Raw genomic sequence first — 26,427 nt, 5'->3', positions numbered from 1 at the left:
CTCAGGCCTCCCCGTCCGCGGCGTCGCCGGTCTCGATCCACAGGTTCCGGAAGCGGAACGACGCGATCGGCATGCCCGATCGGTCGCTGGCCCCGCCGCCGACGTAGCGCTGATAGGCATCGGCCACGTCGAAGAAGCCGAAGATGATGTTGCCGCCCTCGTCGTGATGCAGCTGCATGGCCTGGCGGATCAGCTCGTCGCGATCGGCGTCGTCCAGGGTCTCGCGGGCCTGGGCCACGAGCTGCGTGAACTCGGGCTGGTCCCAGTGGGTCTCGTTGTACGGAGAGTCCGGCAGGGAGGTGTCCGCGGCCTGCGGCAGGAAGTTGCGCGTGTAGTAGAACGACTGCGCGAACGGGAACTCCAGGTAGCCCGAGCCGAAGAACGTGGTGGCATCGACCCTGCGCAGCGAGACCTCGATCCCGGCGTCGGCGGCCTGCTCGACGAAGACCGTGGCGGCCTCGACCGCACCGGCCTGGATCGGGGCGGTCACCAGCTCGACGCTCAGCCCGTCCGGGTGCCCGGCCTCGCTCAGCAGCTGCTTGGCGCGCTCGATATCGCGCTCGCGCTGCGGCAGGTCCTGCGGGTAGGCGGAGTCGAACGGCGAGTACATGTCGTTGCCGACCCTCCCTTGCCCGGCGAAGGCGACCTCGATCATCTGCTCGCGGTCGATCACGAGCTTGAAGGCCTCCCGCACCCGGGGGTCGTCGAACGGCGCCATGTCGGTGCGCATGGTGAACGGGACCCAATTGCCGGTCTCGGAGGTGATCACCTGGAGGCGGGGGTCCTCCGAGATCACGTGGACCAGCGGCAGCGGCACCTGCGCGATCACGTCCACCTGCGAGGACAGCAGCGAGTTCATCAGCGCGTCCTCATCGTCGAAGTTCATCAGCAGGACCTCGTCCAGATGCGGACGGCCCTGCCAGTAGTCGTCGAAGGCCGTCAGCTGCGTGGTCCCGCCCGGTTCGAAGTCCGTGAGCCGGAACGGACCGGTGCCGATCGGGTCGGCGGGATCGTAGTCCTGCGGCACGATGCCCATGACGTACTGGGCCAGCGCATCCGTGAGCACCGCGTCCGGGGAGCCCAGCACGAAGCGCACGGTGCGCTCGTCGACCTCCTCGACGGACTCGAGCGTGGCCAGCTTGCTGGACCCGCTCTTGGGATCCTCCGGGTTCATGATCCGTTCGAAGGTGAAGCGCACGTCCGCCGAGGTCAGCGGCCTGCCGTCGTGGAAGCGCACCCCTTCGCGCAGCGTGACCGTCCACTGATCGCCGGTCTCGTTCGGCTCGGCCGACTCGGCCAGCGACGGCACCACCTGGTAGTCCGCGTCATAGGCGAACAGGGTGTCGTAGAGGTTGAACATGCGGGCGGCGTCGCCGGTGCCCAGGGGAACGTGGGCGTCGACGGTGTCCGAGGCGCCGCCTCCGGTGATCCCCACGCGCAGCGTCCCGCCCTCCACGGGGGTGTCGCCGGCCTCGAGCACCGAGGCCTCCGTTCCGCCGCAGCCGCTGAGCACGAGCCCGGCACCGCCGGCAGCCACGGCCAGCAGCCCTCGACGGCTCAGCCGAGGGGGTATCGGGCGAGCGGAGAGCGCAGACGAGGACAGGGGGACAGAGCGGAGCTGAGGGTCTGAAGCCATGGAGTCATCCGAGTGTCGAGCCCCGAGACGTGACGGGGCACTGCGCCCGGGCGATCGCAGCGGACCTGACCGGGTCGTGGGCAGAAGGATGCTCAGCTACGGGATGCTGCCGGAGCTGCGCTCATGGAAGCTCCAGTCGCGGCGGCGGGCCTGGAGGGTGGATCCGCTCACTGTCGTCATGATCCGCCTCCTTCAGGTGCGCGCGACCGCGGCACCGGGGTGGTGCCAGACCCATGAGGTCTCCTGCCGAGTCGCACGTCACACACTAGGCCCCGGGATGGGCCGCGGCCAGGGCGGAGGGCTTGATTGCAGGCCTTGTCATGAGCGGGTGCTGCGGAGCCGAGGGCTCGGGTCGGGCGTCGCGGGCCTGCACGTCAGGCCCGGGCGGCCTCCTCGGCCAGCACGTCCATGGCCAGATCGGCGCGGTTCGTGACGATCGCGTCCGCCCCCTCATGCAGGAGGGTCCTCATGTCCTGCGGCTCGTCGACGGTCCAGACGTGCACCTGGACTCCGACCGCGTGGGCGCGCTCGATCAGCCGCTCGGTGATCAGACGGCGATCGCGCAGGCGAGGACCGATCACCGGCAGCCCGATCAGCTCGGGGGCGAACCAGCGCCAGAACATGGGCAGCTGCACGGCCTCGAACGGCGGGACCCAGCGCCCCGCCAGCCGGAGCACCACCGGCCACAGCCGCGGCACCAGGCTCAGGCAGATGATCATCAGCGCGGAGCCGAGGGACCCGGCCGACGAGCTCGGCACGGCCAGCCCGCGCTCGCGCAGGTGCTGAAGGGTCCGGCGCCGGCGGCAGTCCGAGAAGGACGCGATCCGCACACGGTCCACGGCACCGGTGCGCTCCAGCAGCTCGGGCAGCGCCGCCACGGAGGCCTCGTCCTTCACATCGATGTTGAACCGGGCCTCCGGCATCTCCTCGAGCAGGTGCGCCAGCGTCAGCGGGGGCTCTCCCCCTGCCACGCTGAGCTCCATCATCTGGGCGTGGGTGTGATCGCCGACCTGCCCCGAGCCGTCGGTGACGCGGTCCAGCGAGCCGTCGTGGAAGACCATGACCACGCCGTCGCTGGTGGTGTTGACGTCGAGCTCGAGCCACAGGCAGCCGAGGTCCCAGGCGGCCTGGAAGGCGGTGAGGGTGTTCTCCGCTCCCGCGAGGGAGAAGCCGCGGTGGGCCATGACCGACGGCGTGGAGCCGTCCCTGTTGGTGTCGACGGCCGAAGGCGCCGTGCGGGATTCCATGCGCCGATAGTACGCACTTAGTTACCGACGAGTCACCAGAGTTCCGGGCAGTTGCCACGTGATTCCCGCGACGTGGTTCACAGGTCGGCGCGCACCGCCAGCAGCTGCTCGATGACCTGGGCGACGCCGTCGTCGTCGAAGCCGGGCGCGGTGCGCTCGACGGCCGCCACGACCGCCGGGTCCCCGGAGCTCAGGGCATAGCCGTACCCCGCCCACTGCAGCATCCGCAGATCGTTCGGCATGTCGCCGAAGGCCAGGACCTCATGGGCCTCGATGCCCCTCTGGCGGCAGTGCTCGGCCAGCGCCTCCGCTTTGGAGAGCCCGGTGCGCGCGATCTCTGCCAGGGGGGCCTGCGCCACGGAGTGCGTGACCGAGACCAGATCGGAGACCTCCTCGCTGACCGCGGCCACGAACTGCTGCGGATCGGCTCCGGGCAGGCGGGCGAGGAGCTTCACGACGCGGTCATCGGGCTCGAGCACCTGGGGCAGCGGGCCGATCCGAGCTCCCCTGATCCGAGTGCGGTCACCGACCAGCCAGTCCGGCTCGGCCGCCACGCCGCGCAGCGTCTCGGCGCTGAACACGGCCTGCGGGAAGAGTCGGCGCAGGCGCGCATGGACCTCGAGCGCCGTCTGGGCGCTGAGGGTCCTGCTGGAGACCACGGCCTCTTGGGCGAAGTCGTAGACGAGCGCCCCGTTGGAGCAGATGACGGCCCCGATGGGTGCCTGGTCCTCCCCGTCCGCACCCGGGGTGATCGACTCCCCCAGCTCATGGAGATCGCGCAGAGGATCCAGCCATCGCCACGGGCGCCCCGTGACGAAGATGATCGGGATCCCGGCCGCCTCGAGCTGTCTCAGGGCCTGCTGGGTCCGAGGCCGGAAGCGGAAGTCGTGGCCGATCAGCGTGCCGTCGAGGTCGCTGGCCACGAGACGGACCTCCCGGGCCATCCGCTGCGGATCCGGGCCCAGGAGGTCGGTCCGACTCATTTCTCCTCGTGGGTCCCGGTCAGGAAGGCCCGGCCGATGCCGTGGAAGAACAGGTTGAAGTTCAGCACGGCGGGCGAGGCGCCCTCCACGTCCAGGTGATCGGTGTCCACCGCGGTGACGCAGAAGATGTAGCGGTGAGGGCCGTGGCCGGGAGGCGGAGCCGCGCCCTCGAAGGCCTCGGAGCCGCCGTCGGCGCGGTGGCGCGTGGAGCCCTCCGGCGGGTTGGCGGCCGCACCGGTCTCCAGGAGGTCACGTCCGCGGGGATGTTGGACAGCGCCCAGTGCCAATAGCCCGAGGGCGTGGGGGCATCCGGGTCGAAGGCCGTCACCACGTAGGAGCGGGTGCCCTCCGGGGCACCGGACCAGCTCAGCTGCGGCGAGACGTCCTGCCCCGCGACCTGTGCCTGGGGCAGCGGCTGGCCGTCGGCGATGTCCTGCGAGCTCAGCTCGAAGACGGGCAGCTCGGGAAGTCCTGCATAGGGTTCGCGATCGAGCATGGGATCCTCCTAGATCCGTCGTGTCGTCCTTGCGATGGTGTCCCGGTGCCGCCGGAGCTGTGCGCGGCGGCGCCCGGGGAGCTCAGTCATCCAGCGTCCGGTCGAGCCCGGCAGGCTCGGCTCCGTCCGGCTCGGCTGGAGCGGCCGGCTCCGCGGCGACGCCCGCCAGGGCCTCGAGCTCGCTGCGGCGCGGGAGATCCGCACCGGCGCGCGAGACGGTGATGGCCGCAGCATCCGCCGCCCGGGTCAGGATCTCCCGGACCTCGTCCTCGCCGAGCGCCGCCAGGCGCTGGGCGGCTCCGGGACCGGTGATCCCGCGATCGGCGGCCTGCGAGATCAGCGCGGCCATGAAGGTGTCGCCGGCGCCGACGGTGTCCACGACATCCGTGCGGCGGGCGGGGACCTCGATGCCCACGGGGCCGGTGGCCTCGGTCACCGCCCAGGGTCCCATCTCCCCGCGGGTCACGACCACCATGCCGGCGCCCTTGCGCAGCCACGCGCGGGCCGACTCCTGGAGGGTCGAGCCGGGGTAGAGCCACAGCAGGTCCTCGTCCGAGGCTTTGATGAGATCCGAGCGCTCGGCCAGCTCCTCCACGCGGGCGCGGACGCGCTCCACGTCCGGGGTGATCGACGGGCGGCAGTTGGGGTCCAGGCTGATCAGGGCTCGGTCCCGCGCCGCCTCGATGAGCCGACGCACCGTGTCCGCGCCCGGCTCGAGCGCGGCTGCGATGGAGCCGGTGTGCACAGCCTCCGAGGTCTCGGCGATGCGCTCCAGGTCCTCGTCCGACAGCGGCGGATCCCAGGTCAGCGCGAACTCGTACTCGGCCGAGCCGTTCTCGGCCAGGATGGCCTCCGCGGTGGAGGTCGGCTGAGCCTGGCGCGGCAGCGGCAGCTCGATCCCCTCTGCCGAGAGGCTCTGCTCCAGGAGGCGGCCGTCGTCGTCCTCGCCCCAGGTGCCCAGGAAGGTCACGGGGTGCCCCAGTCGGGCCAGGCCCACCGCGACGTTGAAGGGGCTTCCGCCGGGGTGCCTCACGGCCTCTCCGCCCGGGCGTGAGACGACGTCCACGAGTGCCTCACCGATGACTGTCAGCATGGCGCCACAGTAGCAGTGGGCCACGCCGCGGCTGCGTGGTGCACCGGCTAGGATCTAGCCCGGATCCAGGCCTCTGTGCCTGCGCCACACACACTCCGGAGCACCGGCCCACCGCGGGCCAGCGGTGCGAGTCGTGCGACGACGCACGCAGCCAAGGCCCCGACAGCGTCGTCGGAGCCAGGAAGCAGGTCATCTGTGAACTCCGTCGAGCCCTGGAACGAGCGCGAGGCCCGCGCCGAGGCCATGGTGCCCGTGATCGGCCGTCTCTACCGCGAGAACAAGGTCGTCCTGAGCATCCACGGCCGGTCGCTGGTCCACAAGTCCGTCCTGGACATCCTCAAGGCGCACCGCTTCGCTCGGCGCATCGTCGGCGAGGAGCTGCCCACGGAGGTCACCGAACAGCTCATCGGCATCATCGACTCCCTCGATCTGGGCGCCAGCCGCATCGACCTGGGCCGTCTGGCCGCCGGGCTGCAGGAGTCCCAGCGCGAGGACGTGCAGCAGTACGTCCGCGAGCAGCTGTCCGCCGTCGTCCAGCGCAAGGGCCAGAACATCGCCAAGACGCAGGACGTGGTGCTCTACGGCTTCGGGCGCATCGGCCGCCTGCTGACCCGCATCCTGGTGGAGCGCAACGACGGCACCGGCATGGTGCTGCGCGCCGTCGTGGTCCGCAAGAAGCCCGGCAACGACCTGGTCAAGCGCGCGTCCCTGCTGCGCCGCGACTCGATCCACGGCAAGTTCAACGGCTCGATCGTGGTGGATGAGCAGCGCAACGTGATCACCGCCAACGGCGTGGACATCCAGGTGATCTACGCCGACAGCCCCTCCGAGGTCGACTACACCGCCTACGGGATCCACGACGCCATCCTGATCGACAACACCGGCGTCTGGCGCGATGTCGACGGCCTCTCCCGGCACCTGCAGTCCCAGGGCATCGCCAAGGTCCTGCTGACCGCGCCGGGCAAGGGCGGGATGAAGAACATCGTCTGCGGCGTCAACGACTCGGACATCTCCGCAGAGGACCGGATCGTCTCCGCCGCCTCCTGCACCACCAACGCCATCACCCCGGTGGTCAAGGTGATCGACGACGAGTACGGCATCTCCCAGGGCCATGTGGAGACCGTCCACGCCTTCACCAACGACCAGAACCTCACGGACAACTACCACAACGGCCCCCGACGCGGCCGCGCCGCCGGGCTGAACATGGTGCTCACCGAGACCGGCGCCGCCAAGGCCGTCGCCAAGGCGCTGCCCAAGATGGAGGGGCGCCTCACCGGCAACGCCATCCGCGTCCCCGTCCCCGACGTCTCCATGGCCGTGCTGACCCTGCAGCTCGATCGTGCCCCGGCCGATGCCGCCGAGCTCAACGCCTTCCTGCGCGGCATCTCCCTGGACTCCCCGCTGAGCCGCCAGATCGACTACACCGACTCCCCGGAGACGGTGTCCTCCGACCTCGTGGGCTCCCGCTACGCCTCCGTGGTGGACGGCCTGGCCACCGTCGTGAACGGCAAGACCGTGGTGGTCTACGTCTGGTACGACAACGAGTTCGGCTACTCCTCGCAGGTGGTGCGCGTGGCCGCCAAGATGGCGAACATCCAGCAGCCCACCTTCCCCTCGGACTGGACCGGCGCCAGCGCCATCCCGGCGAACTGAGGCTCAGGGGCCGCGTCGAGCGGCCTCCGGGTGTCGCCTTCCCCGTCGAGTGGCCCCGTGGTGTGCGTCTGAGGCTCTCAGCGCACACCACGGGGCCACTCGTCTGTGCCGGAGCCGAATGCTCACACCGCGGCACCGTTCGACGCAGGTGAAGGCCGACGTGCGGAATCGAGAGCTCAGACGGTGGGAGCGGTGACGACCAGGTTGTACTCGTAGCTCCAGGCGCCGCCGGTGCTGATGGAGGCGCCGGAGCAGGTCACGAGCACCAGCTCATCCGGACCGGTGCTCTGCAGCATGTCCTCGGGAAGCGCCTGCTGCTCGTAGACCTGCAGCGATTCGACGACGTACTCGTGGACCTCGCCCTCGTCGTCGGTGACCAGGACCGGGGCGCCCGTCTCGAGTCCGGCGATCAGCGACGCTCCGGGCGCACCGATCTGCGCGGACTGGTCGTACCAGACGGTGCCCGGCGCCTCGGGCAGCACGAGCGCTCCGTCCACCGCCCGCGGCGGCGAGCAGCCCACGCTGAGGCTCCGGGTCGGGGCCTCGAGGCGATCGGGCTGACCGGCCAGGGAGGCGGCTGCCGCGGAGGTGTCCACGGAGCCGTCGTACGTGTCTGCGGCCTCGGGGCCGTAGGGCCGCTCGGGCATGGGCGCCTCGACCACGCGGGCCTCGGGCTCGCGCCCGGCTGCGCGGTCGAGGAGATCGGAGCCTTCGCGCTGCGCCCCCGCCTGCATGCGATCCCACGCACTGGATCCCGGCGGGGTGCCGACGGCGGCGTCGGGCTGAGCGGCGTAGTGCACCGCCGTGCCGATCACCGCAGCCACCACCAGCAGCGCACCGAGCAGCGCCAGGACGGCGGCCACAGGCCTGCGGCGATCAACGCTCATGGGGCCCAGCATCTCAGGATCCAGGGACGACGAAGCCCCCGACCGACGGCAGCTCCCTCAGGGCTGCCGCCGACCAGGGGCTCCGAGGGCTCACCCGCCGCGCGAGCGCCGCAGGCGCGGCACGGCGAAGACGGCTGCGGCCAGAGGCAGGAGCACGCCGCCGCCCAGGGCGAGGGGCGTCCAGCCGCTCGTGCCGACCAGACCGGCGCCCTCGCCCGAGTGGACCTCCACCTGATCGGGGCCGCCGTGGTCGCCGCCGCCCGAAGCCGGGACCACCGGCTGCTCGGAAGGCTGCTCGCTCGGGGCTGCCGGGGTCTCGGGCACGGCAGAGGGCGTCACCGTGGGCTCCGGGTCGGCTCGTCCGGCACCGCGACGATGCCGGCGTCCAGCGAGCGCAGGTGACGAGCCCCGGGTCCGAAGGTCACCGTGGAGGTGGTGACGGCTGCGACGACGGCCAGAGCCGCCGTGCGACGCGGACGAGTGCTGCGGCCGAGGACGGCAGACGGATGCTGGGACATGGGTCTCCTCATGGTCGTGGGGGCGCCACCCGGTGCACCCGCTCACTTTCCCCCATGAGGCCAGGCACAGCACCTTGTGCCGTTGGCCATGTCGTAGACCTGAAACTGCAGGTCAAAACGGCTTTCCGGGGAAAATTCCCGCGCCCGTCTCCAAAGAAGCACCAGACGATCCCCTCAGCCCAGCAGCCACTCCTGCATGGCCTGGCCCAGCCCGTGCAGATCCTCGAGATGGACCATCTCCCGCGCCGAGTGCATGGACAGCAGCCCGACGCCCACGTCCAGGGTGCGCATGCCCAGTCGTCCCGCTGTGATGGGACCGATGGTGGAGCCGCACGGCACGGCGTTGTGGGAGACGAACTCCTGGACCGGCACATCGGCGCTGCGGCAGGCCAGCCGCCACTGGGCTGCGCCATCGGCGTCGGTCGTGTAGTGCTGATCCGCGTTGATCTTCAGCAGCGGACCGCCTCCCGGCATCGGCCGCACGGCGGGGTCGTGGTGGCCGGGGTAGTTGGGGTGCACCAGGTGCCCGGCATCGGAGGACAGGCACGAGGACGAGGCGATCGCCGCCCGTCGACGGTCCTCGTCCCAGCCCAGCGCCGCCCCCACGCGCACCAGCACATCCTCGAGGAACGGCCCGGCGGCCCCGGAGCGGGTGCGCGAGCCGACCTCCTCGTGGTCGAAGGCCGCAAGCATCGCGATGTGCCGACCGCCGCGCAGGTCATCGAGCCGGCCGGTCAGCGCCTCGAGACCCGCGTGCACGGAGGTGAGGTTGTCGAGCCGCCCCGAGGCCAGCAGCTCCTGGTGCGCGCCGAAAAGGCGCGGCTGCTGCGTATCGGCCAGCACGATGTCCCAGCCCAGCAGGTCCTCGGCGCGCACCCGCAGGCCGCCCCGGGAGGCCGCCTCGGCCAGCAGCGCCAGGACATCCCCGGGTTCGTCGCCGCAGCCCCAGATCGGCTGGGTGTGCTGCTGCGGATCCAGGCTCAGCGCCTTGTTGGCCCCGCGGTCCAGGTGAATCGCCAGCTGCGGGATCCGCGCCACGGGCTCCGTCGCCACGAGGCGGGACTCCGCCCCCTGCTCGGTGCGCACGGTGATCCGCCCTGCCAGGCGAAGCTCTCGATCCAGCCACGAGTTCACGAGCGGGCCGCCGTAGATCTCCACCCCGGCCTGCCACCAGCCTGAATGCCCCGTGCTGGGGCGCGGCTTGAGCTTGAACGACGGCGAGTCCGTGTGGGCCCCGACGACCCGGAATCCCGCCCGCTCCCCCAAGGCCTCCGGGGTCACCCAGGCGATCAGGGCGCCGTCGCGCACCACGTACGACGGCTGCCGGACGTCGTCGCCGGACCAGGCGTCGCACTCGTCGAGCTGATGGAAGCCGGCGGCCTCGAGCCGTCGCGCGCCCTCTGCGGCAGCGTGGAAGGAGCTCGGCGAGGCCATGACGAGCTCCGCGAGATCCTGGGCGTTCCGCGCGGCCGGCGACTGCGGCCAGTCGGGATCGGCGGGGATCTGGGGACTGGGCTGAGCGTGCGTGTCGACCATGTGCTCCAGTGTAGGGACGGCCCACGGAAGCAGCTGCGTGCGATAGCGGGACCCCGGGGCACATCCATCGACTCGAGTCCATGCCGTGCCGTCGAGCTCTGCTCCTTCGAACTTCGAGATGTAGGGCATTCCGAACCTCAGAACCTGTATGTTCGCTGTATGACACACGCGGCGTCGGACGCCCCTCCGAAGCCCGCCTCCCCCCAGATCCTCTCTGACGGCACGGGGCGGGGCCCCACCATGGGCATGACCGCCCTGGCCCTGGCCCTGACCGCCATCGTGCTCTCGACGATCTGCGCGGCCTTCGTGGGCGTGGTGCTGATCGAGGCGCAGCAGTTCGGCGACGGCACCTGGGCAGGCATGCCGCGCGACTCCCAGATCAAGGCCTCCGTGCTGCTGGCCGCACAGGCGGTCTGCGGTCTCATGGGCCTGGCCGCCATGGCCATGGGCGCGACCGCCTTCCTGCGCCGACGCGGACGCGGCGCGGGCCGCATGGCCATGATCGTGGCGGCGCTGGGCCCCGTCGTGGCCTGGGGGACCTGGAGCGCCGCCTCGAGCGTCGCAGCCTGAAGCCCCGCGCCTGATGGGGCCCCCCCGCCGGAGCTCACCCTGTTCTGCCGCACCGCGCCACTCGACCAGGCAGCACCGCGGCACCGCTCACGGTGAGGGCCGCTGGCCCTAGGGGCGCGGCGGAGCCGCCGGGGGCCCCATGGGGGCGGGCTGCTCCGGCTGCCCGGGGACGGGCGCTCCGGGCCGTCCGACGGGAACGGCCGGGCCCGCCTGCCAGGAGGTCGCCCCCGGACCGGCCTGACCACCGGCACGCCACGCGCCGAGCATGTCCGCGATCTCCGCAGCTGCGGGCAGCTCGCGCACCCCGGCGGCGTCGAGCCCCGTGAAGCGCTCCCAGTCGCGGCGGGCACGGGCCGGCCACACGGCGCTGCGTCGGGTCACGGCCAGGCCGCTTCGCTTGGCGATCCAGATCGCGAGGAGGCCGAAGGACACCTGCATGACCGCCGTGACGAGGAAGCCGAACCAGCCCACGGACTCTGCCTGCGCCTCCGGGTCGAACGGCACGAACAGCACCGTCAAGGAGGCGAAGATGTTGTTGACGACGTGCAGAGCAATGGCGGCCTCGAGCCCGCCGGTGCGCCAGACGACCCAGCCGGCCACGAGCGCCATCATGCCGACGGAGAGCTGACCCCAGATGTCGTAGAGATGCCCGAGCATGAACAGCGGGACGGGCAGCAGGATCGCGAACCAGGGGGTGACGCAGCCAGCGTCCCAGCATCTGCGCCAGGTAGCCGCGGAAGACGACCTCCTCAGCGGTGCACTGGATGGGCACGATCAGCAGCATCAGGATCAGGCTCAGCCACCACCACGGCTGCGGCTCGAACTCGAGGCCCTGCTCCTGCGGGGCCAGCGCGCTCAGCAGCAGGCTGAGCCCCACCTGGATCACCAGGTAGATCGCGGCGGCCACGCCCAGGGTGATGAAGAGGTACTTCCAGCGGATCCGTCCGGTCACCGACCAGATCAGTCCCATCGGCCGGGGCCGCATGACCCAGCGGGCGAACAGCGCGATGGGCAGCCAGATCGCGACCGATCCGAACAGCAGCACGAGCAGCCACGGATCCGCCATGTTCATCTGGTTGGGATCGCCCGTCATGAACGTGTCCGTGAGCTCGGGGCGGATGACGAGCATGCCCAGCAGGAGCGCAACGGTGAAGAAGATGCTCGCCCCGAGATATATCCCGCCGCTCAGCGCGCCCTCGATCAGCGGGGCCCACGGGCGATGCCGGTGGTCGGCGAGGCCGAGCCGGTGATAGGGCAGGTCGCGGACCTCCGCACCCAGCGGAAGACGTCGCGTCCCGGAGGGAGCCCCGGTCCCGCGCGCGGGAGGACCGCCGACGGGCCCCGGCGCTGCGGCACCGCCCCAGGGCACGGGCTCAGAAGTGGAAGCCGTGGGCGACGACTGGGCGGAGGCGGCGGTGCTCATGGTCTCCACCGTATCCGCGCGGGACGACGACGCCCTCCCTCCCGAGGGTGGTTCCGGACAGCGCCGCGGTCCCTCTCACGGACGACGACGGCCCCCGATCGCTCGCCCGCCGCACCGGATCCGACCGGAGCCCAGCCGTCCCCGCAGGCTCTGGCCCTCAGCGGGCGAAGACCTCCGCGAAGCGAGCCAGCAGGCGCCGCGGCTGATCGGCCTGGGGGCCGTCGATCACGCGACGGCGCACCTCCTCGGCGTCCTCCGGACGGAAGTACCCATGGTGCTTGTAAGCATCGATCCGGCTCAGCAGCGCGGTGTCGTCGAGCTCCGGATGGAACTGCGTGGCCCAGGCCCGCTCGCCGATGCGGAACATCTGCACCGGGCACTCCTCCCCCGTGGCCAGCAGCACGGCATCGGACGGCAGAGCGCGCACGGCCTCCTGGTGCCCCACGTACCCCCAGAAGGTCTCCGGCATCCCCTCGAGCAGGACGTCCCGGGAGCCTTCGTCGGTCACGGTGATCCGGATTGGACCCACGCCCTCGGCGTAGGTGCCGTCCACGACCCCGCCCTGATGCACGCCGAGCGTGCCCACGCCGTAGCAGGCCCCGAAGAAGGGGGTGCCGCGGTCCATGACGCGGTCGAGCAGCTCGCCGAGGTCCTTCTCCACACGGACCTGCACCTCGGTCTTCTCCGCCTGCGGCGTGGAGGTGGTGAACGGCGAGCCGCCCACGAAGATCCCGGAGATCTCGTCCAAGTCCAGATCCTGCAGCTCGCGGGCGACCTCCGGGCCCTTCTCCAGGCGCAGCTGGCGCAGCTGATCCGGCTCCAGCCCCGTGAAGCGCAGGAAGGTATCGAGCTCCTCCTCGGCGATCGAGTCCTCCGGCCGGGTGGAGATCAGCAGGAACGGCTTCACCTGCGCCGCCTCAGGCCCGAGCGTCGGACAGCGCGGCCGAGGCGGCCTCGCGGGCGGCCTCCGGCGACGGGGCCTGCACGGCGGCCTCCGCGGCGCGCTTCATCTGCTCGTCCGTGGCCTCGCCGAGCTTCACGCCGACGGCTGCCAGAGCCGGGGCGGCCGCGGACAGCGAGGTGATGCCCAGGCCGATCAGCACGCAGGCCAGCAGCGGGTCGGCTGCGGCCTCTCCGCACACTCCCACGGGCTTGCCGGCGCGCTGGCCCGCCTGCGCGGCCATCTGCACGAGCTTGAGCACGGCGGGCTGCCAGGGATCCGTGAGCTGGGCCAGACCCGAGGCCATGCGGTCGGCGGCCATGGCGTACTGGGTGAGGTCGTTCGTGCCGATCGAGAAGAAGTCGACGTGCTCGATCAGCTGATCGGCCAGCAGAGCGGCCGACGGGACCTCGATCATGACGCCGGGCTTGAGGTCGCGCTCGCGGCACAGATCGCCGAACCACTTGGCCTCATCGACCGTGGCGATCATGGGGGCCATGACCCAGGGCTCCGCCCCGGATCCCTCGGCCGCAGCGGCGATGGCGTCGAGCTGACGGGTCAGCACGCCGTCGTCCTCGAAGGCGATGCGCACGCCGCGCACGCCCAGCGACGGGTTGGGCTCATCCGGCATGGTCGCGAAGGCCAGGGGCTTGTCCGAGCCGGCGTCGAGGGTGCGCACGACCACCTTGGAGCCGTCGAAGGCGTCGAAGACCTCGCGGTAGAGGGCGGTCTGCTCGGCCACGGAGGGCTCGGCCGTGGCCTTGAGGAAGGACAGCTCGGTGCGGAAGAGGCCCACGCCCTCCGGCAGGCCGGTGGCCACGGCGGTGCGGGCGCCCGCGCCGTCCTGGACGTTGGCCAGCAGCTGGATGCGGGTGCCGTCGGCGGAGACGGCGGGGCCGGTCCAGGTGCGGATGCGCGCCAGCGTCTCGGCGGACTCGGCGGCGCGGGAGGCGGCGGAATCGGCCTCCGGCTCGAGCTCGATCACGCCGGACTGGCCGTCGACCAGGATCAGCTGGCCGTCCTCGATCCGACGCAGCGCGGAGCCTGCGCCCACCACGCAGGGGATGCCGAACTGGCGGGCGATGATGGCGGTGTGGCTGGTCTTGCCGCCGAGCTCGGTGACGATGCCCTGCACGAGCTCGGGCTTGAGCCCTGCGGTGTCCGCGGGGGCGAGGTCGTCGGCCAGCAGGATGATCGGCTCGGCCGGATCCGGGACGCCGGGCTCCGGCTCCCCGCGCAGCTCGGCGATGACGCGGTCGCGGATGTCCTTCAGATCGGTCGTGCGCTCGGCCATGAGGCCGCCGATCTTCTCGAACTTGGCCACGAAGGTGTCCGTGGCCCGCGCCGCGGCGAGCTCGGCGGAGGCGCCGGAGTCGATCTGCTTGCCGACGGCGCGGCGCCAGCCCTTGTCCGTGACGAGCGCGGCGGTGGCGCCGAGGACCTCGGCCGCATGGCCCTCCGCACGCTGCGCGCGGGCGTCCAGGCGTCCGGCGACGGTGGCGGCGGCGATGTCGAAGCGCTCCTTCTGCGACTCGCGATCCGACTCCGGGATCTCCGGCCCGTCGGTCGGCAGGGCCGGGCGGGGCCGGACCCACATGGCGGGACGAGCTGCGACGCCGGCGACGACGCCGATGCCCGTCAGGTCGGCCTGCGGGGCAGCAGCGGCGGCAGTGTTCAAACGGGCATCTTCGGACATGAAGAGCGCTCCTCATCATCGAGTCGCTCAAACCGCGCGAACATGCGCGGGCGAGCGTTGTTTGAGGGTATTCTAGTGAAGCAGGACACAGATTGACAATCAACGCATTCGGGCATGATCATGTACAAATGGGCGTAATGAACATCACAGAGCAGCCCCTCTCGAGGGACGCGGCGGGCTCGGATCCGGACACCGGGCAGGGCCTCTTCGCGCCCGAGCGGCGGCAGGCCATCTCGCAGCAGGCCGCCGTCCAGGGGCGCGTCTCCGTGGCGGAGCTGGCAGTGCAGTTCTCGGTCGCCCCGGAGACCATCCGCCGCGATCTCGACGTCCTGGAGCGGCAGGGCCGCATCCAGCGCGTGCACGGCGGTGCCATCCCGCCGCTGGGGCGCAACGGCCGCGAGGCCGCCGTCGATGACCGCAGAGCCACCCGGATCGAGGCCAAGGCCGCGATCGCCCGGGCCGCCATGGGCCATCTTCCGCCGGCGCACGGCTCGGTACTGCTCGACGGCGGCAGCACCACCGGCTGCCTCGCCGCCGCCATGTCCGCCGCAGCGCGGGAGGGGGCCCTCGAGCCCGTCACGGTCGTGACGAACTCCCCCAGCGCCGGCGTGGAGCTCTCCCACGCCCGCGATGTCGAGGTCCTCCTGCTGGGCGGACGACTCCGCCCGGTCACGGAGACGGTCGTGGGAGCCCAGACCAATGCCCTGCTGAGCTCGATCTCCGCGGACGTCGCCTTCCTGGGCTCCAACGGCCTGTCCGCCGTGCTCGGACTGACCACCCCGGACGCCGAGGAGGCCGCCGCCAAGCGCCTGATCGCCGCCCGCTCCCAGCGTGTGATCGCGCTGGTCGACTCCACCAAGTTCGGCGCCGAGCACCTGTGCACGTTCGCCGACCTCAGCGCGATCGACGTCCTCATCACGGACGCCGTCCCGCCCAGCTCCCTTGCCGAAGCCCTGAACCGAGCAGAGATCGAGGTCGTGATCGCATGATCGTCACCTTCACCGCCAGCCCCAGCATCGACCGCACCGCCGCCCTGTCCGCCCCGCTGGAGCGCGGCGGCGTCAACCGCATCGCCTCCGTGGACGACGGCCCCGGGGGCAAGGGCATCAACGTCTCCCGCGCCCTGGCCCTGGCGGGCGCACCCACCCCTGGCCGTGCTGCCCGCAGCCGGCGGCGACCCGCTGCTGTCGGCCCTCGCCCAGGCGGACGTGGCCCACCGTGCGGTGGACGTGCCTGGACGCGTGCGCACCAACATCACCCTGACCGAGCCCGACGGCACCACCACCAAGATCAACGAGCCCGGGGCGCTGCTGGATGACGACGCCCAGCAGGCCTGCCTGGCCGCGGTCCGCGACGCCGTCTCGCCCGGCGACTGGGTGGCCCTGTGCGGCTCGCTGCCCCCGGGCCCGTCGGAGGACTGGTACGCACAGCAGATCACGCAGCTGCGCGGCAGCGGTGTGCAGATCGCCGTGGACACCTCGGATGCCCCGCTCGTGGCGCTGTCCGAGCAGCTCGAGACCGCAGCTCCGGACATCCTCAAGCCGAACGGGCTCGAGCTCGGCCAGCTCGTGGGCGATGACGGCCTGGCCATCGAGGCCGCCGCCGACGACGGCGACTTCCTGCCCGCCGCGCGTGCGGCCCGGCGGCTCGTGGAGCGCGGGGTCCGGGAGGTGCTGGCCACCCTCGGCGGTGCCGGGGCCGTGCTGGTCACCGCCGAGGGCGCCTGGTCCGCGACTCCCCGCCCATCACACCGGTCTCCACCGTGGGCGCCGGCGACTCGTCGCTGTCCGGGCTGCTGATCGCCCACACGGAGGGCCTGGCCCCGGCCGAGCGGCTGCGCCGCGCGGTGGCCTACGGCTCCGGCGCCACCGCGCTGCCCGGCACCGGCGTCCCCTCCCCCGAGCAGATCGACCTCGACGGCACCACGGTGTCCGAGCTGCCGCTCGACTGAGCGGCCCCACCAGATCTCCCCCTGCATCCGCAGCGGATGCAGGCTCCCCGCGGTCGCCACCGGGACTCCCCCGGAGGCGAGCACCACCGAGCGGCCGCCGGCCGCCGCATCGAAGGACAGGACATGTCAGAGAACGCACCGCTGATCACAGCCGACCTGGTCTCGCTCGACCAGGATCTCGGCTCCGAGAAGACCAAGGTCATCACCAAGCTGGCCGGGATCGTCGCCGCCACGGGCCGGGCGGACTCCGCCAAGGGCCTGGCCGGCGACGCCCTGGCTCGCGAGCAGCAGTCCGCGACCGGCCAGCCCGGCGGCATCGGCATCCCGCACTGCCGCTCGCCGCACGTGCAGACCACGTCGCTGGCCTTCGCCCGCCTGCCCAAGCCCGTGGACTTCGGCGCCAAGGACGGCCCGGCCGATCTGATCTTCCTGATCGCCGCCGCCGACGGCGAGGGCCAGGCGCACCTGAAGCTGCTGTCCAAGCTGGCTCGGGCCATGGCCCGCAAGACCTTCCTAGCCTCCCTGCGGGAGGCCCAGTCAGCCGAGGAGGTCGTGGCGATCGTCGAGGAGGTCCTGGCCCCCAAGCCCAAGCCGGCCACGGATCAGCTCGAGGCCGCTCCGGCACCGAGCGGCAGCACCGCCACCGGGTCCTCCGATGCCCAGTACGGGGGCGCCGCAGCGGGCGCCGCAGCCGGAGCAGGTGCGGCGGGCGCGGCAGCGGCCGACGACGGGGCCCGAGCGGCCCCCGCCAAGCGCCACCTCGTGGCCGTGACGTCGTGCCCCACGGGCATCGCGCACACCTACATGGCGGCCGAGGCGCTCGAGCAGAAGGCCGCGGAGATGGGCCACGAGCTCGTCGTGGAGACCCAGGGCTCCTCCGGCGGCACGCCGCTGACGCAGGAGCAGATCGATGCGGCGGATGCCGTCGTCTTCGCCGTGGGCGTGGGCGTGCGAGACCGCGAGCGCTTCGCCGGCAAGCCGGGCGTGGAGGCCGGCGTGAACGTGGGCGTCTCGGATCCCGAGGGCCTGATCACCAAGGCGCTGGCCGCGGCCGATGACCCCAATGGGCACCGGATCGCCGGCGGCGGCGGCTCGGGCGGCGAGTCCGCTGGCGCGGGCCAGGGCGGCACGAGCTGGCCGCGGCGCATCCAGCAGGCGCTGATGACCGGCGTGTCCTACATGATCCCGTTCGTCTCCGCGGGCGGTCTGCTGATCGCGATCAGCTTCCTCATGGGCGACGCCGGCATCGCCAACGTGTCCGCCGACATCGTCGCGAACAGCAGTCTCGCCAATCTGCCTAGCGCAGCCGACTACTCGGACGTCGCCATCCGCGGCGACGGTCTGCTGCTCTATCTGGCGGCCGTGCTCAGCGTCGTCGGCGGTCTGGCCATGACGTTCCTGGTCCCGGCGCTGTCGGGCTACATCGCCTACGCCCTGGCCGGTCGCCCCGGCATCGCCCCGGGCTTCGTGGGCGGCGCGATCGCCGTGGCCCTGAACGCCGGCTTCATCGGCGGCCTGGTCACCGGCCTGATCGCCGGTCTGATCGCCATGTGGATCGCCTCGATCAAGGTGCCGCGCTGGCTGGCCGGGCTCATGCCCGTGGTCATCATCCCGCTGGTCACCACGCTGATCGTGGGCCTGCTGATGTACCTGCTGCTCGGCGCCCCGCTGGCCGCGCTCATGACGGCCCTGCAGAACGGGCTGTCGTCGATGTCCGGCTCCTCCGCGGTGCTGCTCGGCGTGATCATCGGCCTGATGATGTGCTTCGACCTCGGCGGGCCGGTCAACAAGGCCGCCTACCTCTTCGGCACCGCGGGCCTGTCCGCCGGCGGCGAGGCGAACCAGATGATCATGGCCGCTGTCATGGCCTCCGGCATGGTGCCGCCGCTGGCGCTGGCCCTGTCCACCACGGTGCGCGGCAAGCTCTACAGCGAGGCCGAGCGCGAGAACGGCCGCTCCGCGTGGCTGCTCGGCGCGGCCTTCATCTCCGAGGGCGCCATCCCGTTCGCCGCGGCCGACCCGCTGCGCGTCATTCCGTCGATGATGGCGGGCGGTGCCGTGACCGGCGGACTCATCGCGGCGCTGAACGTCACGCAGAATGCCCCGCACGGCGGCATCTTCGTCATCGGCACGATCGGCAACCCGGTAGGCTTCCTGATCGCGCTGGTCGCCGGTGTGGTGGTCTCCGCGGTGATCGTCACGGTGCTGAAGAGCCAGCGCCAGCGCGCGCTGATGGCCCGCGCACAGCGCGACGCCGAGTCCGCAGATGCGCCCACGGCGCAGACGGCCGCGGCCTGAACCGCATAGGCTGAAGACGCCACTAGCAGCGGTGCGATGAAGCACCCGTCAGGAGGAAGCATGCCCAGCAAGAAGGTCATCGTCGGCTCGGCCGTCGGACTGCACGCCCGTCCCGCAGCCATCATCTCCGAGGCCGCCGGGGAGTACGACGACGAGATCCTGATCGGTCTCGTCAACGACCCGGACGAGGAGCCGGCGGACGCGTCGTCGTCGTTGCTGATCATGGCCCTGGGTGCCGAGAAGGGCACCGAGGTCGAGGTCTCCTCGGACAACGCCGAGGCCGTCGAGAAGATCGCCGGGCTCATCGAGCAGGATCTCGACGCCAGCTGATCCGCCTCCTCCCGGAGGCCGGGAGCGCACAGCACGGGACCCCCGCAGCCGCCTGGCTGCGGGGGTCCCGTCGTCTCCGCCCTCCCCGCGGCTGGCCGATTCCCCACCCCATCTCAGTCGACGGGCCGATCCCTCACCGGTTCAGCCGCGAAACGGTGAGGGATCGGCCCGTCGACGGCGGGGAGGGCCGGAGTCGGCCTCTCGAGGCGGAGGCGTCGAGGCAGGCGGCGGGCGTCGGTGCGTCGGGGCGACGGGTCAGGCAGCGGGGGCCGGGGTGCCGGACCCCGCGCGGCGATCGCGTCGGGCAGCGACGACGACGGCCGCGGACCAGGTCAGCAGCAGGACGAAGAGCACCAGGTAGGGGATGACCCAGATCGTCTCCGCGGCATGCAGGTGCACGCCGAACAGGTCCACGATCCACAGCCCGCGCATGGGCCCGATGTAGGCGCCCACGAGCCAGATCCACGCCATGATCTGCGCTGGCAGCCGGAAGCCCCCGCGCAGAACGTGCGGGAAGGCCTCGGTGAACAGCGCTACTGCGATCACCGGGTAGTAGACCTGGTGGTGCGACCAGGAGATCGGCGACATGAACAGCATGACCAGCGCGTTCATGGAGATCGCCGACAGCGTCATCCCGCGGCGCAGCAGCAGTGGCAGCGCCACGGCAACCGCGATCAGCATGATCAGCACCAGCACGTAGCGGATCGGGTCCACCGCATCGGCCGGGACGCCGGTCTTGATCAGCACGCCGGTCAGGGCGGTGTTGTCGATGTACTTGATCGAGCCCACGCGGTCGGACGACGAGACGGCGTCGGTCCAGAACTGGATCGAGTCCTGGTACAGGACCAGGAAGCCCAGCCCGACGGTCGCGGCGAACGTGACGCCCATGGCCAGGATCGCCTTGAAGTTCTTCCCCATGAGGAAGATGAGGCCGAAGGCCAGCGGGGTCAGCTTGATGCCGGCGGCGATGCCGATCAGCACGCCGCGCGGGATGAAGGCCACGGCGTTCTCGAGCCGCGAGCCAGTGCCGTCGGTGCGGCGCACCAGATCCAGGAAGATCAGCGCGAAGAGCAGGATGTTGACCTGCCCCAGCGAGATCGTGCGGATCCAGGGGCCGCAGAACAGGATCAGCGCGGTGATCAGGGCCAGCGACGCCGACGAGCCCAGCGCCCGCGTCCACGGCAGCGGACGGCCGCGCCGCTCGGCGACGGCCAGCAGGCCGCGGCCCAGCACGACGGCACCGATGATGTCCAGAGCCAGCAGCAGGAAGCGCGTGAGGTCGAACGGGATCCAGGCCAGCAGCCCGAACAGCAGGGCGGCGAACGGCGGGTAGGTGAACGGCAGCGTGTCCGGGCCGCCCCACGGGACGGGGAACTCGAGGTCGTACAGCGGCTGCGCCCGGGTCGCGGGGTGGGCGACCCACTGCGCACCCATGTTGTAGACCATGAGGTCCAGAGACCCCTCGACCACGAGCTTGACGGCCCAGGCCAGCACGGCGACCAGGGCGATCCAGGCGAGGGCCCTGCCCCACGCGGGGCCGTCGCCCGAGCGAGGCGCGGGCGCTGCGCGATCTGCGGCCTGCGCGGCGACGGAGCTGGAGCGGGCAGAGGAAGACAACCGGACCTCCTGGACGGTGGGTGCGGCCCCGGGCGGGACCGGACCAGGGTAGCCCTCAGGCACCAAGGACTTCGACGGCAGTCTCAGCGCCGACGCAGGCCGCGCAGCACCACGGCCAGGGCCAGCGACCCCGCAGCCCCGAGCACCGTCCCCCACCGGTCCGGGCACACCAGTCCGTGGGCGTCCTGGGAGGCGGTGAGGCCGTGCTCGGCGCTCGACGGGTGATCGTCGTCTTCAGGGGTCGATTCCATGCTCAGTCTCCTGTCGTGGGCAGGCCCGCCCCGCTCCATGACGACATGCCTCCGGCCAGGTGCCGGACGCGGCGCGTCCGTCCGGCCACGATATCCGCCTCGCGCAATCGGTTGAGGGCCTGGGCTGAGCGCACTCCGGCCTGGCAGAGGAGGATGACGTCATCCGGGCCGTCCAGCTGGCCAGCCGCACCGTCGGCGATCTCCGGCGCATCGGGTTGCCCGAGGAGCTCTCCCAGCGGGATGAGCTGCGCGCCGTCGATCCGCTCGAGCCGGTGCTCCCAGGGCTCGCGCACGTCGATCAGCTCGAACGACGCGCGCCCCGCCGCCCGTTCGGCCAGCAGGTCGGACAGCTGCTCGGGGGTCACCAGCTCCGGATCCGGCGACGGATCCGAGGCCGTCGGGTCCGACGACGGAGGCCCCGGCTCGCTCGCGACGCAGCTGGCGCCGCCCCCGCTGGTCCCGGTGGCTCCGGTGAGGAGCCGCTCGGCGTCCTCGGCCCCCGGATAGCCGTCGCGGGCCGGGTCCGCGAAGGGCGACATGTGCGTGACGGCCGCGGCTCCGGCGGCTCGCCGCAGGGGGATCTGGGTCCAGCTGCCGTCGAGGGCGTCGCAGATCGACAGCCTCCCCAGCAGCGTGACGCCCGTGCCCATGATCAGCTTCATGGCCTCCATGGCCAGGGGTGGAGCCGAGCATCCCCGGCAGCGCTCCGAGCACTCCGGCCTCCGCGCAGCTGGGCACCGAGCCGGGCTGCGGCGGCACGGGGTGCAGATCGCGGTAGGTGGGCCCGTGCTGCGCCCAGAACACCGAGGCCTGGCCGTCGAACCGCAGGATCGAGGCCCACACATGGGGGATCCCGGTGATCTCGCAGGCATCGGAGACGAGGTAGCGGGTGGCGAAGTTGTCCGAGCCGTCGAGCACCAGATCGCACCCGGACACGAGCTCCAGGGCGCTTCCGGCGTCCAGGCGCCGCCGGTGCTCGACGACCTGCACGTCCGGATTCAGCTCCCGGATCCGCGCGGCGGCAGATGCCGTCTTGGCCCGCCCCACCGCCTCGGAGCCGTGGATGACCTGGCGCTGGAGGTTGGACAGCTCCACGTCGTCGTCGTCGACGATCGCCAGGGTCCCGACCCCCGCGGCGGCGAGGTAGAGCAGCGCCGGGGAGCCGAGCGCCCCGGCGCCTACGCACAGCACCGTGGCCGCGCGCAGGCGGCGCTGGCCGAGCTCGCCGATCTGCGGGACGCGCAGGTTGCGCGCGTAGCGGCGCAGCTGCTCCGGACTCAGCTGAGGGCCGGGCTCGACCAGCGGCGGCAGGCCGGCGGCGCTCAAAGGTTCACCCACTGCCTGCCTCCATCGTCCAGGTGCTGCTCCTTCCAGATGGGCACGCGGGCCTTGATGCGGTCCACGAGCTCGTCGCAGGCCTGGAAGGCGATCTTGCGGTGAGAGGCCCCCACGGCGACCTCCATGGCCGAGTCCCCCACCCTCAGATGCCCGATCCGGTGGGCCGCCGCCATCCGCAGGCCCGGGTGGGCGTCGGCGATCTCCTGGCAGGCGGCGCGCAGCGCTTCGGCGGCCTGCGGATGCGCGGTGTAGTCCAGGGAGGCGACGCCGCGGCCGCCGTCGTGATCGCGCACGATGCCGCTGAACCCGACGACGGCGCCCGCCGCGGAGGCAGAGGCCATGGCCCGCAGGCCCACCGGATCCAGCGGCTGATCCGTGATCCAGGTGTCCACGACCGTGGACGGGGCCAGGTCGGCCGGGTGATCGCCCTGCTGGCCGGAGGGCTGGTATCCGTCGGCGGGCGGAGCCGGGGGCTTGTCGGCGGCGGAGGCGCCGTGCTCGGCTGGCGGCACCGGGGCGACGGCCTCCTCGACGGGTGCGGCAGGCGCGCCGTCAGCGGAGGCCGCTGAGGGTGCCGCTTCCGTGCGGGGGGCCTCGGGGCTCGTGTGCCCGGCGTCCCGGTCGCCCTCGAGCTGGTGCAGGATGTGCTCGAGCAGCGGGATGATCACGGCCATGCCGTCCTTCACCCCGCCGCGGGAGCCCGGCAGATTGACCACGAGCGTGCGCCCGCTGATCCCGGCCAGTCCGCGCGAGAGCACGGCGGTGCGCACGTGCTGCAGGCCCTCGGCCCACAGCGCGTGGACGAGCCCGGGAAGCTGCAGGTCGAGCAGCTCGGCGGTGATCTCCGGCGTGCGGTCATCGGCCATCATCCCGGTGCCGCCGGAGGTCACGACCAGGTCCGGACGCTCGGCCTGCGGCAGCTCGCGCAGCAGCCGGTGCAGCTCCCGGCGCAGAGGCTCGCCGTCCGCCACCACCACGGGCTCCGGGCACTCGATCCCGGCCCGTCGCAGCGCCGTCACTCCTGCAGGCCCAGCGGTGTCCTGGTAGGTGCCCGCAGCGGCGCGGGTCGAGGCCACGACCAGCACAGCGCGCCGCGGGGGCAGCTGCGGATTCCGCTCGCCCCAGGCGCGGGCGCCCTCCGATTCGGTGCTCATCGGCTCGGTGCTCATGGCTGCGCGTCCTCTCTGGTCCAGTCGCCGGACTTCCCGCCCGACTTGGCCAGGACCCTGATCCCGCCGATCTCGGCGTGCTTGTCCACGGCCTTGATCATGTCGTAGAGCGTCAGCGCCGCCACGGAGACCGCCGTCAGCGCCTCCATCTCGACGCCGGTGGCCCCGCGGGTGCGCACGGTGGCCAGCAGGCGCACGGACTCCGTCCGGCGTTCGAAGTCCACCGAGGCCTTGGCGAGCGGCAGCGGGTGGCACAGCGGGATGAGGTCCGGGGTGCGCTTGGAAGCCATGATCCCGGCGATCCGCGCCGTCGGCAGGGCATCGCCCTTGGGCAGCTCGGCCGCGAAGATCCTCTCGATCACATCCGGTCGAGTGCTCAGCACCGCCTCCGCGGTGGCCTCCCGGGAGGTCTCGGCCTTGGCGGAGACGTCGACCATGTGGGCCGAGCCGTCCGCCCGGACGTGGCTCAGACCGCTGCTCGGGGTCTCGGACATGGGCTCCTCCTGAGGTGCTGCGAGCTGGGTGCTGCCGGCCGGGCGCCGCGAGACGCAGGGCGCACCCGGCGGAGTCGTCGTGCCGTCCACCGTACGGGGACCGCACGACGGGACAGCCTGTGGGCCCGACGGACGACCCGCCCCTGCGGCGGGCAGGGACGGGCCGAGCGCGAGGCGCTGTGCGGGCTCAGGCCGTCTGGCGCTGGTCCACCTTGCCGCCGTTGCGCAGCACGAGCGCCACGAGCAGGCCGAGGATGCAGAACGCGGCCAGCAGCATCAGCCCGAAGAAGTAGGAGTTGTGCTGCGGGTTGTAGGTGGCTCCCATGACCAGCGGCGGGAAGTAGCCGCCCAGGCCGCCTGCCGCGGCGATCACGCCGGAGACGGTGCCCACCGTGCGGGAGTCCGAGGCCCGCGACACCCAGGCGAACACGCCGCCGGTGCCCAGTCCCAGGAAGACGGCCATGGCCAGGAACAGCGGGCCGTAGACGAACTCGTGGGAGGGCTGGAAGGCGACGATCGCGGCGAGCGCGGCCGCGCCGACGTAGGAGGTGATCGACACGGTCTTGGGACCGATCCGATCGGCCAGGGTGCCGCCGATCGGCCGGGCGATCACCGCGGCCAGGGCGAATCCGGCGGTGCGGGTGCCCGCGGCCGTGGGGTCGTAGTCGTAGACGTTGCCCAGATATGTCGGCAGGTAGTTCGAGAAGGCGACGAACGCGCCGAAGACGATCGCGTACATGAAGCACAGCATCCAGGTCTCCTTCAGCGCGAAGGCGGCCTTGAGCTTGGGCATCATGGGCGTGGGCTCCAGTCCGCGTCGCGTGGGCGACTCGCGCAGCGCGATCCAGCTGATCGCGGCCATGGCGGCCACCAGCACCGCGACCAGCACGTGGGCGCCCATGTAGCCCAGGCCTGCGACGATGCGCGGGGTGACGAAGGCGGAGACCGCGGTGCCGACCATGCCCGCGCCGAACACGCCGGTCGCGAAGCCCTTGCGGTGGGCCTCGTACCAGGCCGAGCAGAACGGGATGCCGATCGCGAAGACCGTGCCGGCGATGCCCAGGAAGAACGAGACGAAGACGAGCAGCCCGAAGCTGTTCAGCTGCCCCACGATCGCGGTGAGCAGCACGAGCGGAGCGGTCACGCCCAGGATCGCGGTGAACATGACGCGCCCGCCGTAGCGGTCGGTCAGCGCGCCCACCGGGACGCGGGCCACGGAGCCGACCAGGATCGGCATGGCCACGAGGATCGAGGTCTGCCCCGCGGTGAGGTCCATGGCCTGCGAGTAGCGCGAGGACAGCGGGCCGATGATGGTCCAGGCCCAGAAGCCCATCACGGAGGCCAGGGTCGCGATGATCAGGTTCCGGGTCTGGCCGGCCTTCAGCTCGGCGTCGACGGACGGTCGGGTGCCCTCAGCGGACATGGGTGATCTCCTGGTGGTCGGCGCCGCGCTCGAGGCGGCGCGAGGGTGTGCAGTGGGGCCGTGGGAGGGGCGCGTCAGCGGCGCACGGAGGACGTCGGCTGGCGCTTGGGCCGGGAGGCCGACGACGGCGCGCGGTCCTGCGTCCCGATCGGGTCCCAGCCGCGGCGCACGGGGGCGTGGCCGGTGGTGCGGCCCCGGTCCCGGGAGCGGTAGATGATGTACGGCCGGAAGAGGTAGTGCACCGGCGCCGTGAACGCGTGGATCAGGCGGGTGAACGGCCAAGCGATGAACAGCGCGAACGCGAACAGCACATGCACCTTGAACGAGGGCGACGACGCGGCCATGGCGCCCACGTCCGGCTGCAGGATCCATATCGAGCGGAACCACGGGGAGACGGTCTCGCGGTAGTTCACGACGGTGTGGTCGAAGACCGAGATCAGCGTGGTCGCGATGCCCGCCAGCAGGGCCAGCACCAGCAGGACGTACATCATCTTGTCGTTGTTCGTGGTGGCCATGAACACCGGGCCTGTGGTGCGGCGGCGGTAGATCAGCAGGGCCAGGCCCACCAGCGTGCCGAAGCCCGCGAACATGCCGATCGTCAGCGCCATGATGTGGTACATGTGCTCGGACACCCCGGCGAAGTCCGTCCAGGACTTGGGGATGACCAGGCCCACGATGTGCCCGATCAGCACCGCCAGGATCCCGAAGTGGAACAGCGGCGAGGCGATCCGCAGCAGCTTCCCCTCGTACAGGGACGACGAGCGGGTGGTCCAGCCGAACTGGTCGTACTTGTAGCGCCAGATCGTGCCGCCGATGAAGATCAGCAGCACCACGTAGGGCAGCACACCCCACAGCAGGATGTCGGTGGTGTTCATGCG

22 protein-coding genes and 3 pseudogenes are annotated in these 26,427 nt (G+C 71.8%); 6 read left to right on the top strand and 19 right to left on the bottom strand.

Annotated features, from left to right (window positions below; genetic code table 11):
- Position 1: 1 nt before the first annotated feature.
- The 5 genes and pseudogenes from OVA15_RS12040 to OVA15_RS12020 all read right to left on the bottom strand — a co-directional run bounded on the left by OVA15_RS12040 (position 2) and on the right by OVA15_RS12020 (position 5,455).
- The gene (locus OVA15_RS12040; RefSeq protein WP_268145213.1) at positions 2-1,537 is read right to left on the bottom strand and encodes an ABC transporter substrate-binding protein; all 1,536 of its coding nucleotides are present in this window, start codon (positions 1,535-1,537) and stop codon (positions 2-4) included.
- 473 nt (positions 1,538-2,010) lie between these two features.
- Positions 2,011-2,883, bottom strand: a complete 873-nt coding sequence (locus OVA15_RS12035; RefSeq protein WP_024289248.1) for a glycerophosphodiester phosphodiesterase family protein — start codon at positions 2,881-2,883, stop codon at positions 2,011-2,013.
- Positions 2,884-2,960: 77 nt separating this feature from the next.
- A complete protein-coding gene (locus OVA15_RS12030; RefSeq protein WP_006213653.1) occupies positions 2,961-3,866 on the bottom strand; it encodes an HAD family hydrolase in 906 nt (301 codons plus the stop codon).
- Positions 3,863-4,362, bottom strand: a pseudogene (locus tag OVA15_RS12025) (YbhB/YbcL family Raf kinase inhibitor-like protein). The gene OVA15_RS12030 and the pseudogene OVA15_RS12025 overlap by 4 nt, the downstream one beginning before the upstream one ends.
- Positions 4,363-4,444: 82 nt before the next feature.
- On the bottom strand, positions 4,445-5,455 hold the full coding sequence (locus OVA15_RS12020; protein WP_268145211.1) for a carbohydrate kinase family protein: 1,011 nt from the start codon (positions 5,453-5,455) through the stop codon (positions 4,445-4,447).
- Positions 5,456-5,650: 195 nt separating this feature from the next.
- Here OVA15_RS12020 and OVA15_RS12015 point away from each other — a divergent pair, with 195 nt between their 5' ends.
- Complete coding sequence (locus tag OVA15_RS12015) at positions 5,651-7,108, top strand: glyceraldehyde-3-phosphate dehydrogenase (protein WP_268145209.1); 1,458 nt, start codon at positions 5,651-5,653, stop codon at positions 7,106-7,108.
- A gap of 176 nt (positions 7,109-7,284) precedes the next feature.
- Here the strand turns inward: OVA15_RS12015 and OVA15_RS12010 are convergent, their stop codons facing one another.
- From OVA15_RS12010 to OVA15_RS11995, 4 genes are all read right to left on the bottom strand, one after another.
- On the bottom strand, positions 7,285-7,995 hold the full coding sequence (locus tag OVA15_RS12010) for a class F sortase (RefSeq protein WP_268145207.1): 711 nt from the start codon (positions 7,993-7,995) through the stop codon (positions 7,285-7,287).
- Between the two features lie 90 nt (positions 7,996-8,085).
- A complete protein-coding gene (locus OVA15_RS12005) occupies positions 8,086-8,334 on the bottom strand; it encodes a hypothetical protein (RefSeq protein ID WP_006213658.1) in 249 nt (82 codons plus the stop codon).
- Positions 8,331-8,513 (bottom strand): hypothetical protein, encoded by a 183-nt coding sequence (locus tag OVA15_RS12000; protein ID WP_006213659.1) that lies wholly within the window; start codon positions 8,511-8,513, stop codon positions 8,331-8,333. The genes OVA15_RS12005 and OVA15_RS12000 overlap by 4 nt, the downstream gene beginning before the upstream one ends.
- Positions 8,514-8,687: 174 nt before the next feature.
- The gene (locus tag OVA15_RS11995; protein WP_268145203.1) at positions 8,688-10,049 is read right to left on the bottom strand and encodes a M18 family aminopeptidase; all 1,362 of its coding nucleotides are present in this window, start codon (positions 10,047-10,049) and stop codon (positions 8,688-8,690) included.
- A 246-nt stretch (positions 10,050-10,295) separates the two neighbouring features.
- Here OVA15_RS11995 and OVA15_RS11990 point away from each other — a divergent pair, with 246 nt between their 5' ends.
- Positions 10,296-10,619 (top strand): hypothetical protein, encoded by a 324-nt coding sequence (locus OVA15_RS11990; RefSeq protein ID WP_024289253.1) that lies wholly within the window; start codon positions 10,296-10,298, stop codon positions 10,617-10,619.
- A 108-nt stretch (positions 10,620-10,727) separates the two neighbouring features.
- Here OVA15_RS11990 and OVA15_RS11985 read toward each other — a convergent pair whose 3' ends face one another.
- The 3 genes from OVA15_RS11985 to ptsP form a co-directional block, all read right to left on the bottom strand.
- Positions 10,728-11,300, bottom strand: a complete 573-nt coding sequence (locus OVA15_RS11985; protein ID WP_326493308.1) for a CPBP family intramembrane glutamic endopeptidase — start codon at positions 11,298-11,300, stop codon at positions 10,728-10,730.
- 899 nt (positions 11,301-12,199) lie between these two features.
- Positions 12,200-12,949, bottom strand: a complete 750-nt coding sequence (locus OVA15_RS11980; RefSeq protein ID WP_268145198.1) for a glutamine amidotransferase — start codon at positions 12,947-12,949, stop codon at positions 12,200-12,202.
- Positions 12,950-12,959: 10 nt separating this feature from the next.
- Positions 12,960-14,678, bottom strand: coding sequence for a phosphoenolpyruvate--protein phosphotransferase (gene ptsP, locus OVA15_RS11975; RefSeq protein ID WP_268145196.1), 1,719 nt, complete (start codon positions 14,676-14,678; stop codon positions 12,960-12,962).
- A gap of 137 nt (positions 14,679-14,815) precedes the next feature.
- Here ptsP and OVA15_RS11970 point away from each other — a divergent pair, with 137 nt between their 5' ends.
- The 4 genes and pseudogenes from OVA15_RS11970 (at position 14,816) to OVA15_RS11955 (ending at position 19,257) form a co-directional block, all read left to right on the top strand.
- Positions 14,816-15,667 carry a DeoR/GlpR family DNA-binding transcription regulator gene (locus OVA15_RS11970; RefSeq protein ID WP_268145194.1) on the top strand — a complete coding sequence of 284 codons (852 nt, stop codon included), beginning with the start codon at positions 14,816-14,818 and terminating at the stop codon, positions 15,665-15,667.
- Positions 15,668-15,832: 165 nt separating this feature from the next.
- Positions 15,833-16,629: pseudogene (locus OVA15_RS11965) on the top strand (1-phosphofructokinase family hexose kinase).
- A 123-nt stretch (positions 16,630-16,752) separates the two neighbouring features.
- The gene (locus OVA15_RS11960) at positions 16,753-18,927 is read left to right on the top strand and encodes a PTS fructose transporter subunit IIABC (RefSeq protein ID WP_268145192.1); all 2,175 of its coding nucleotides are present in this window, start codon (positions 16,753-16,755) and stop codon (positions 18,925-18,927) included.
- Positions 18,928-18,987: 60 nt separating this feature from the next.
- Complete coding sequence (locus tag OVA15_RS11955) at positions 18,988-19,257, top strand: HPr family phosphocarrier protein (protein ID WP_006213670.1); 270 nt, start codon at positions 18,988-18,990, stop codon at positions 19,255-19,257.
- A gap of 255 nt (positions 19,258-19,512) precedes the next feature.
- On the opposite strand, the gene OVA15_RS11950 is transcribed toward OVA15_RS11955, so the two are convergent.
- The 7 genes and pseudogenes from OVA15_RS11950 to narI form a co-directional block, all read right to left on the bottom strand.
- Positions 19,513-20,874: a glycosyltransferase 87 family protein gene (locus OVA15_RS11950; RefSeq protein ID WP_024289260.1), complete on the bottom strand. Its 1,362-nt coding sequence runs from the start codon at positions 20,872-20,874 to the stop codon at positions 19,513-19,515.
- An 83-nt stretch (positions 20,875-20,957) separates the two neighbouring features.
- The gene (locus tag OVA15_RS11945) at positions 20,958-21,125 is read right to left on the bottom strand and encodes a hypothetical protein (RefSeq protein WP_268145189.1); all 168 of its coding nucleotides are present in this window, start codon (positions 21,123-21,125) and stop codon (positions 20,958-20,960) included.
- Positions 21,126-21,127: 2 nt separating this feature from the next.
- A pseudogene (locus OVA15_RS11940) lies at positions 21,128-22,463 on the bottom strand (ThiF family adenylyltransferase).
- Entirely contained in the window at positions 22,448-23,632 is a 1,185-nt protein-coding gene (locus OVA15_RS11935; protein WP_259870879.1) for a molybdenum cofactor biosynthesis protein MoaE, read from the bottom strand. Before OVA15_RS11935 ends, OVA15_RS11940 begins: the two are co-directional and overlap by 16 nt.
- Positions 23,629-24,126 (bottom strand): cyclic pyranopterin monophosphate synthase MoaC, encoded by a 498-nt coding sequence (moaC, locus tag OVA15_RS11930; protein WP_006213675.1) that lies wholly within the window; start codon positions 24,124-24,126, stop codon positions 23,629-23,631. Before moaC ends, OVA15_RS11935 begins: the two co-directional genes overlap by 4 nt.
- 187 nt (positions 24,127-24,313) lie before the next feature.
- On the bottom strand, positions 24,314-25,549 hold the full coding sequence (locus OVA15_RS11925) for an MFS transporter (RefSeq protein WP_053446781.1): 1,236 nt from the start codon (positions 25,547-25,549) through the stop codon (positions 24,314-24,316).
- Between the two features lie 74 nt (positions 25,550-25,623).
- The gene (gene narI, locus OVA15_RS11920; RefSeq protein WP_006213677.1) at positions 25,624-26,424 is read right to left on the bottom strand and encodes a respiratory nitrate reductase subunit gamma; all 801 of its coding nucleotides are present in this window, start codon (positions 26,422-26,424) and stop codon (positions 25,624-25,626) included.
- Between the last annotated feature and the right edge of the window lie 3 nt (positions 26,425-26,427).

It is taken from the genome of Kocuria sp. SL71 (genome assembly GCF_026672465.1).
In the GTDB taxonomy this organism is placed as follows: domain Bacteria; phylum Actinomycetota; class Actinomycetes; order Actinomycetales; family Micrococcaceae; genus Kocuria; species Kocuria palustris.
Note: the sequence above shows the minus strand (reverse complement) of the source record. Positions and strands in the feature narration are given on the sequence as shown.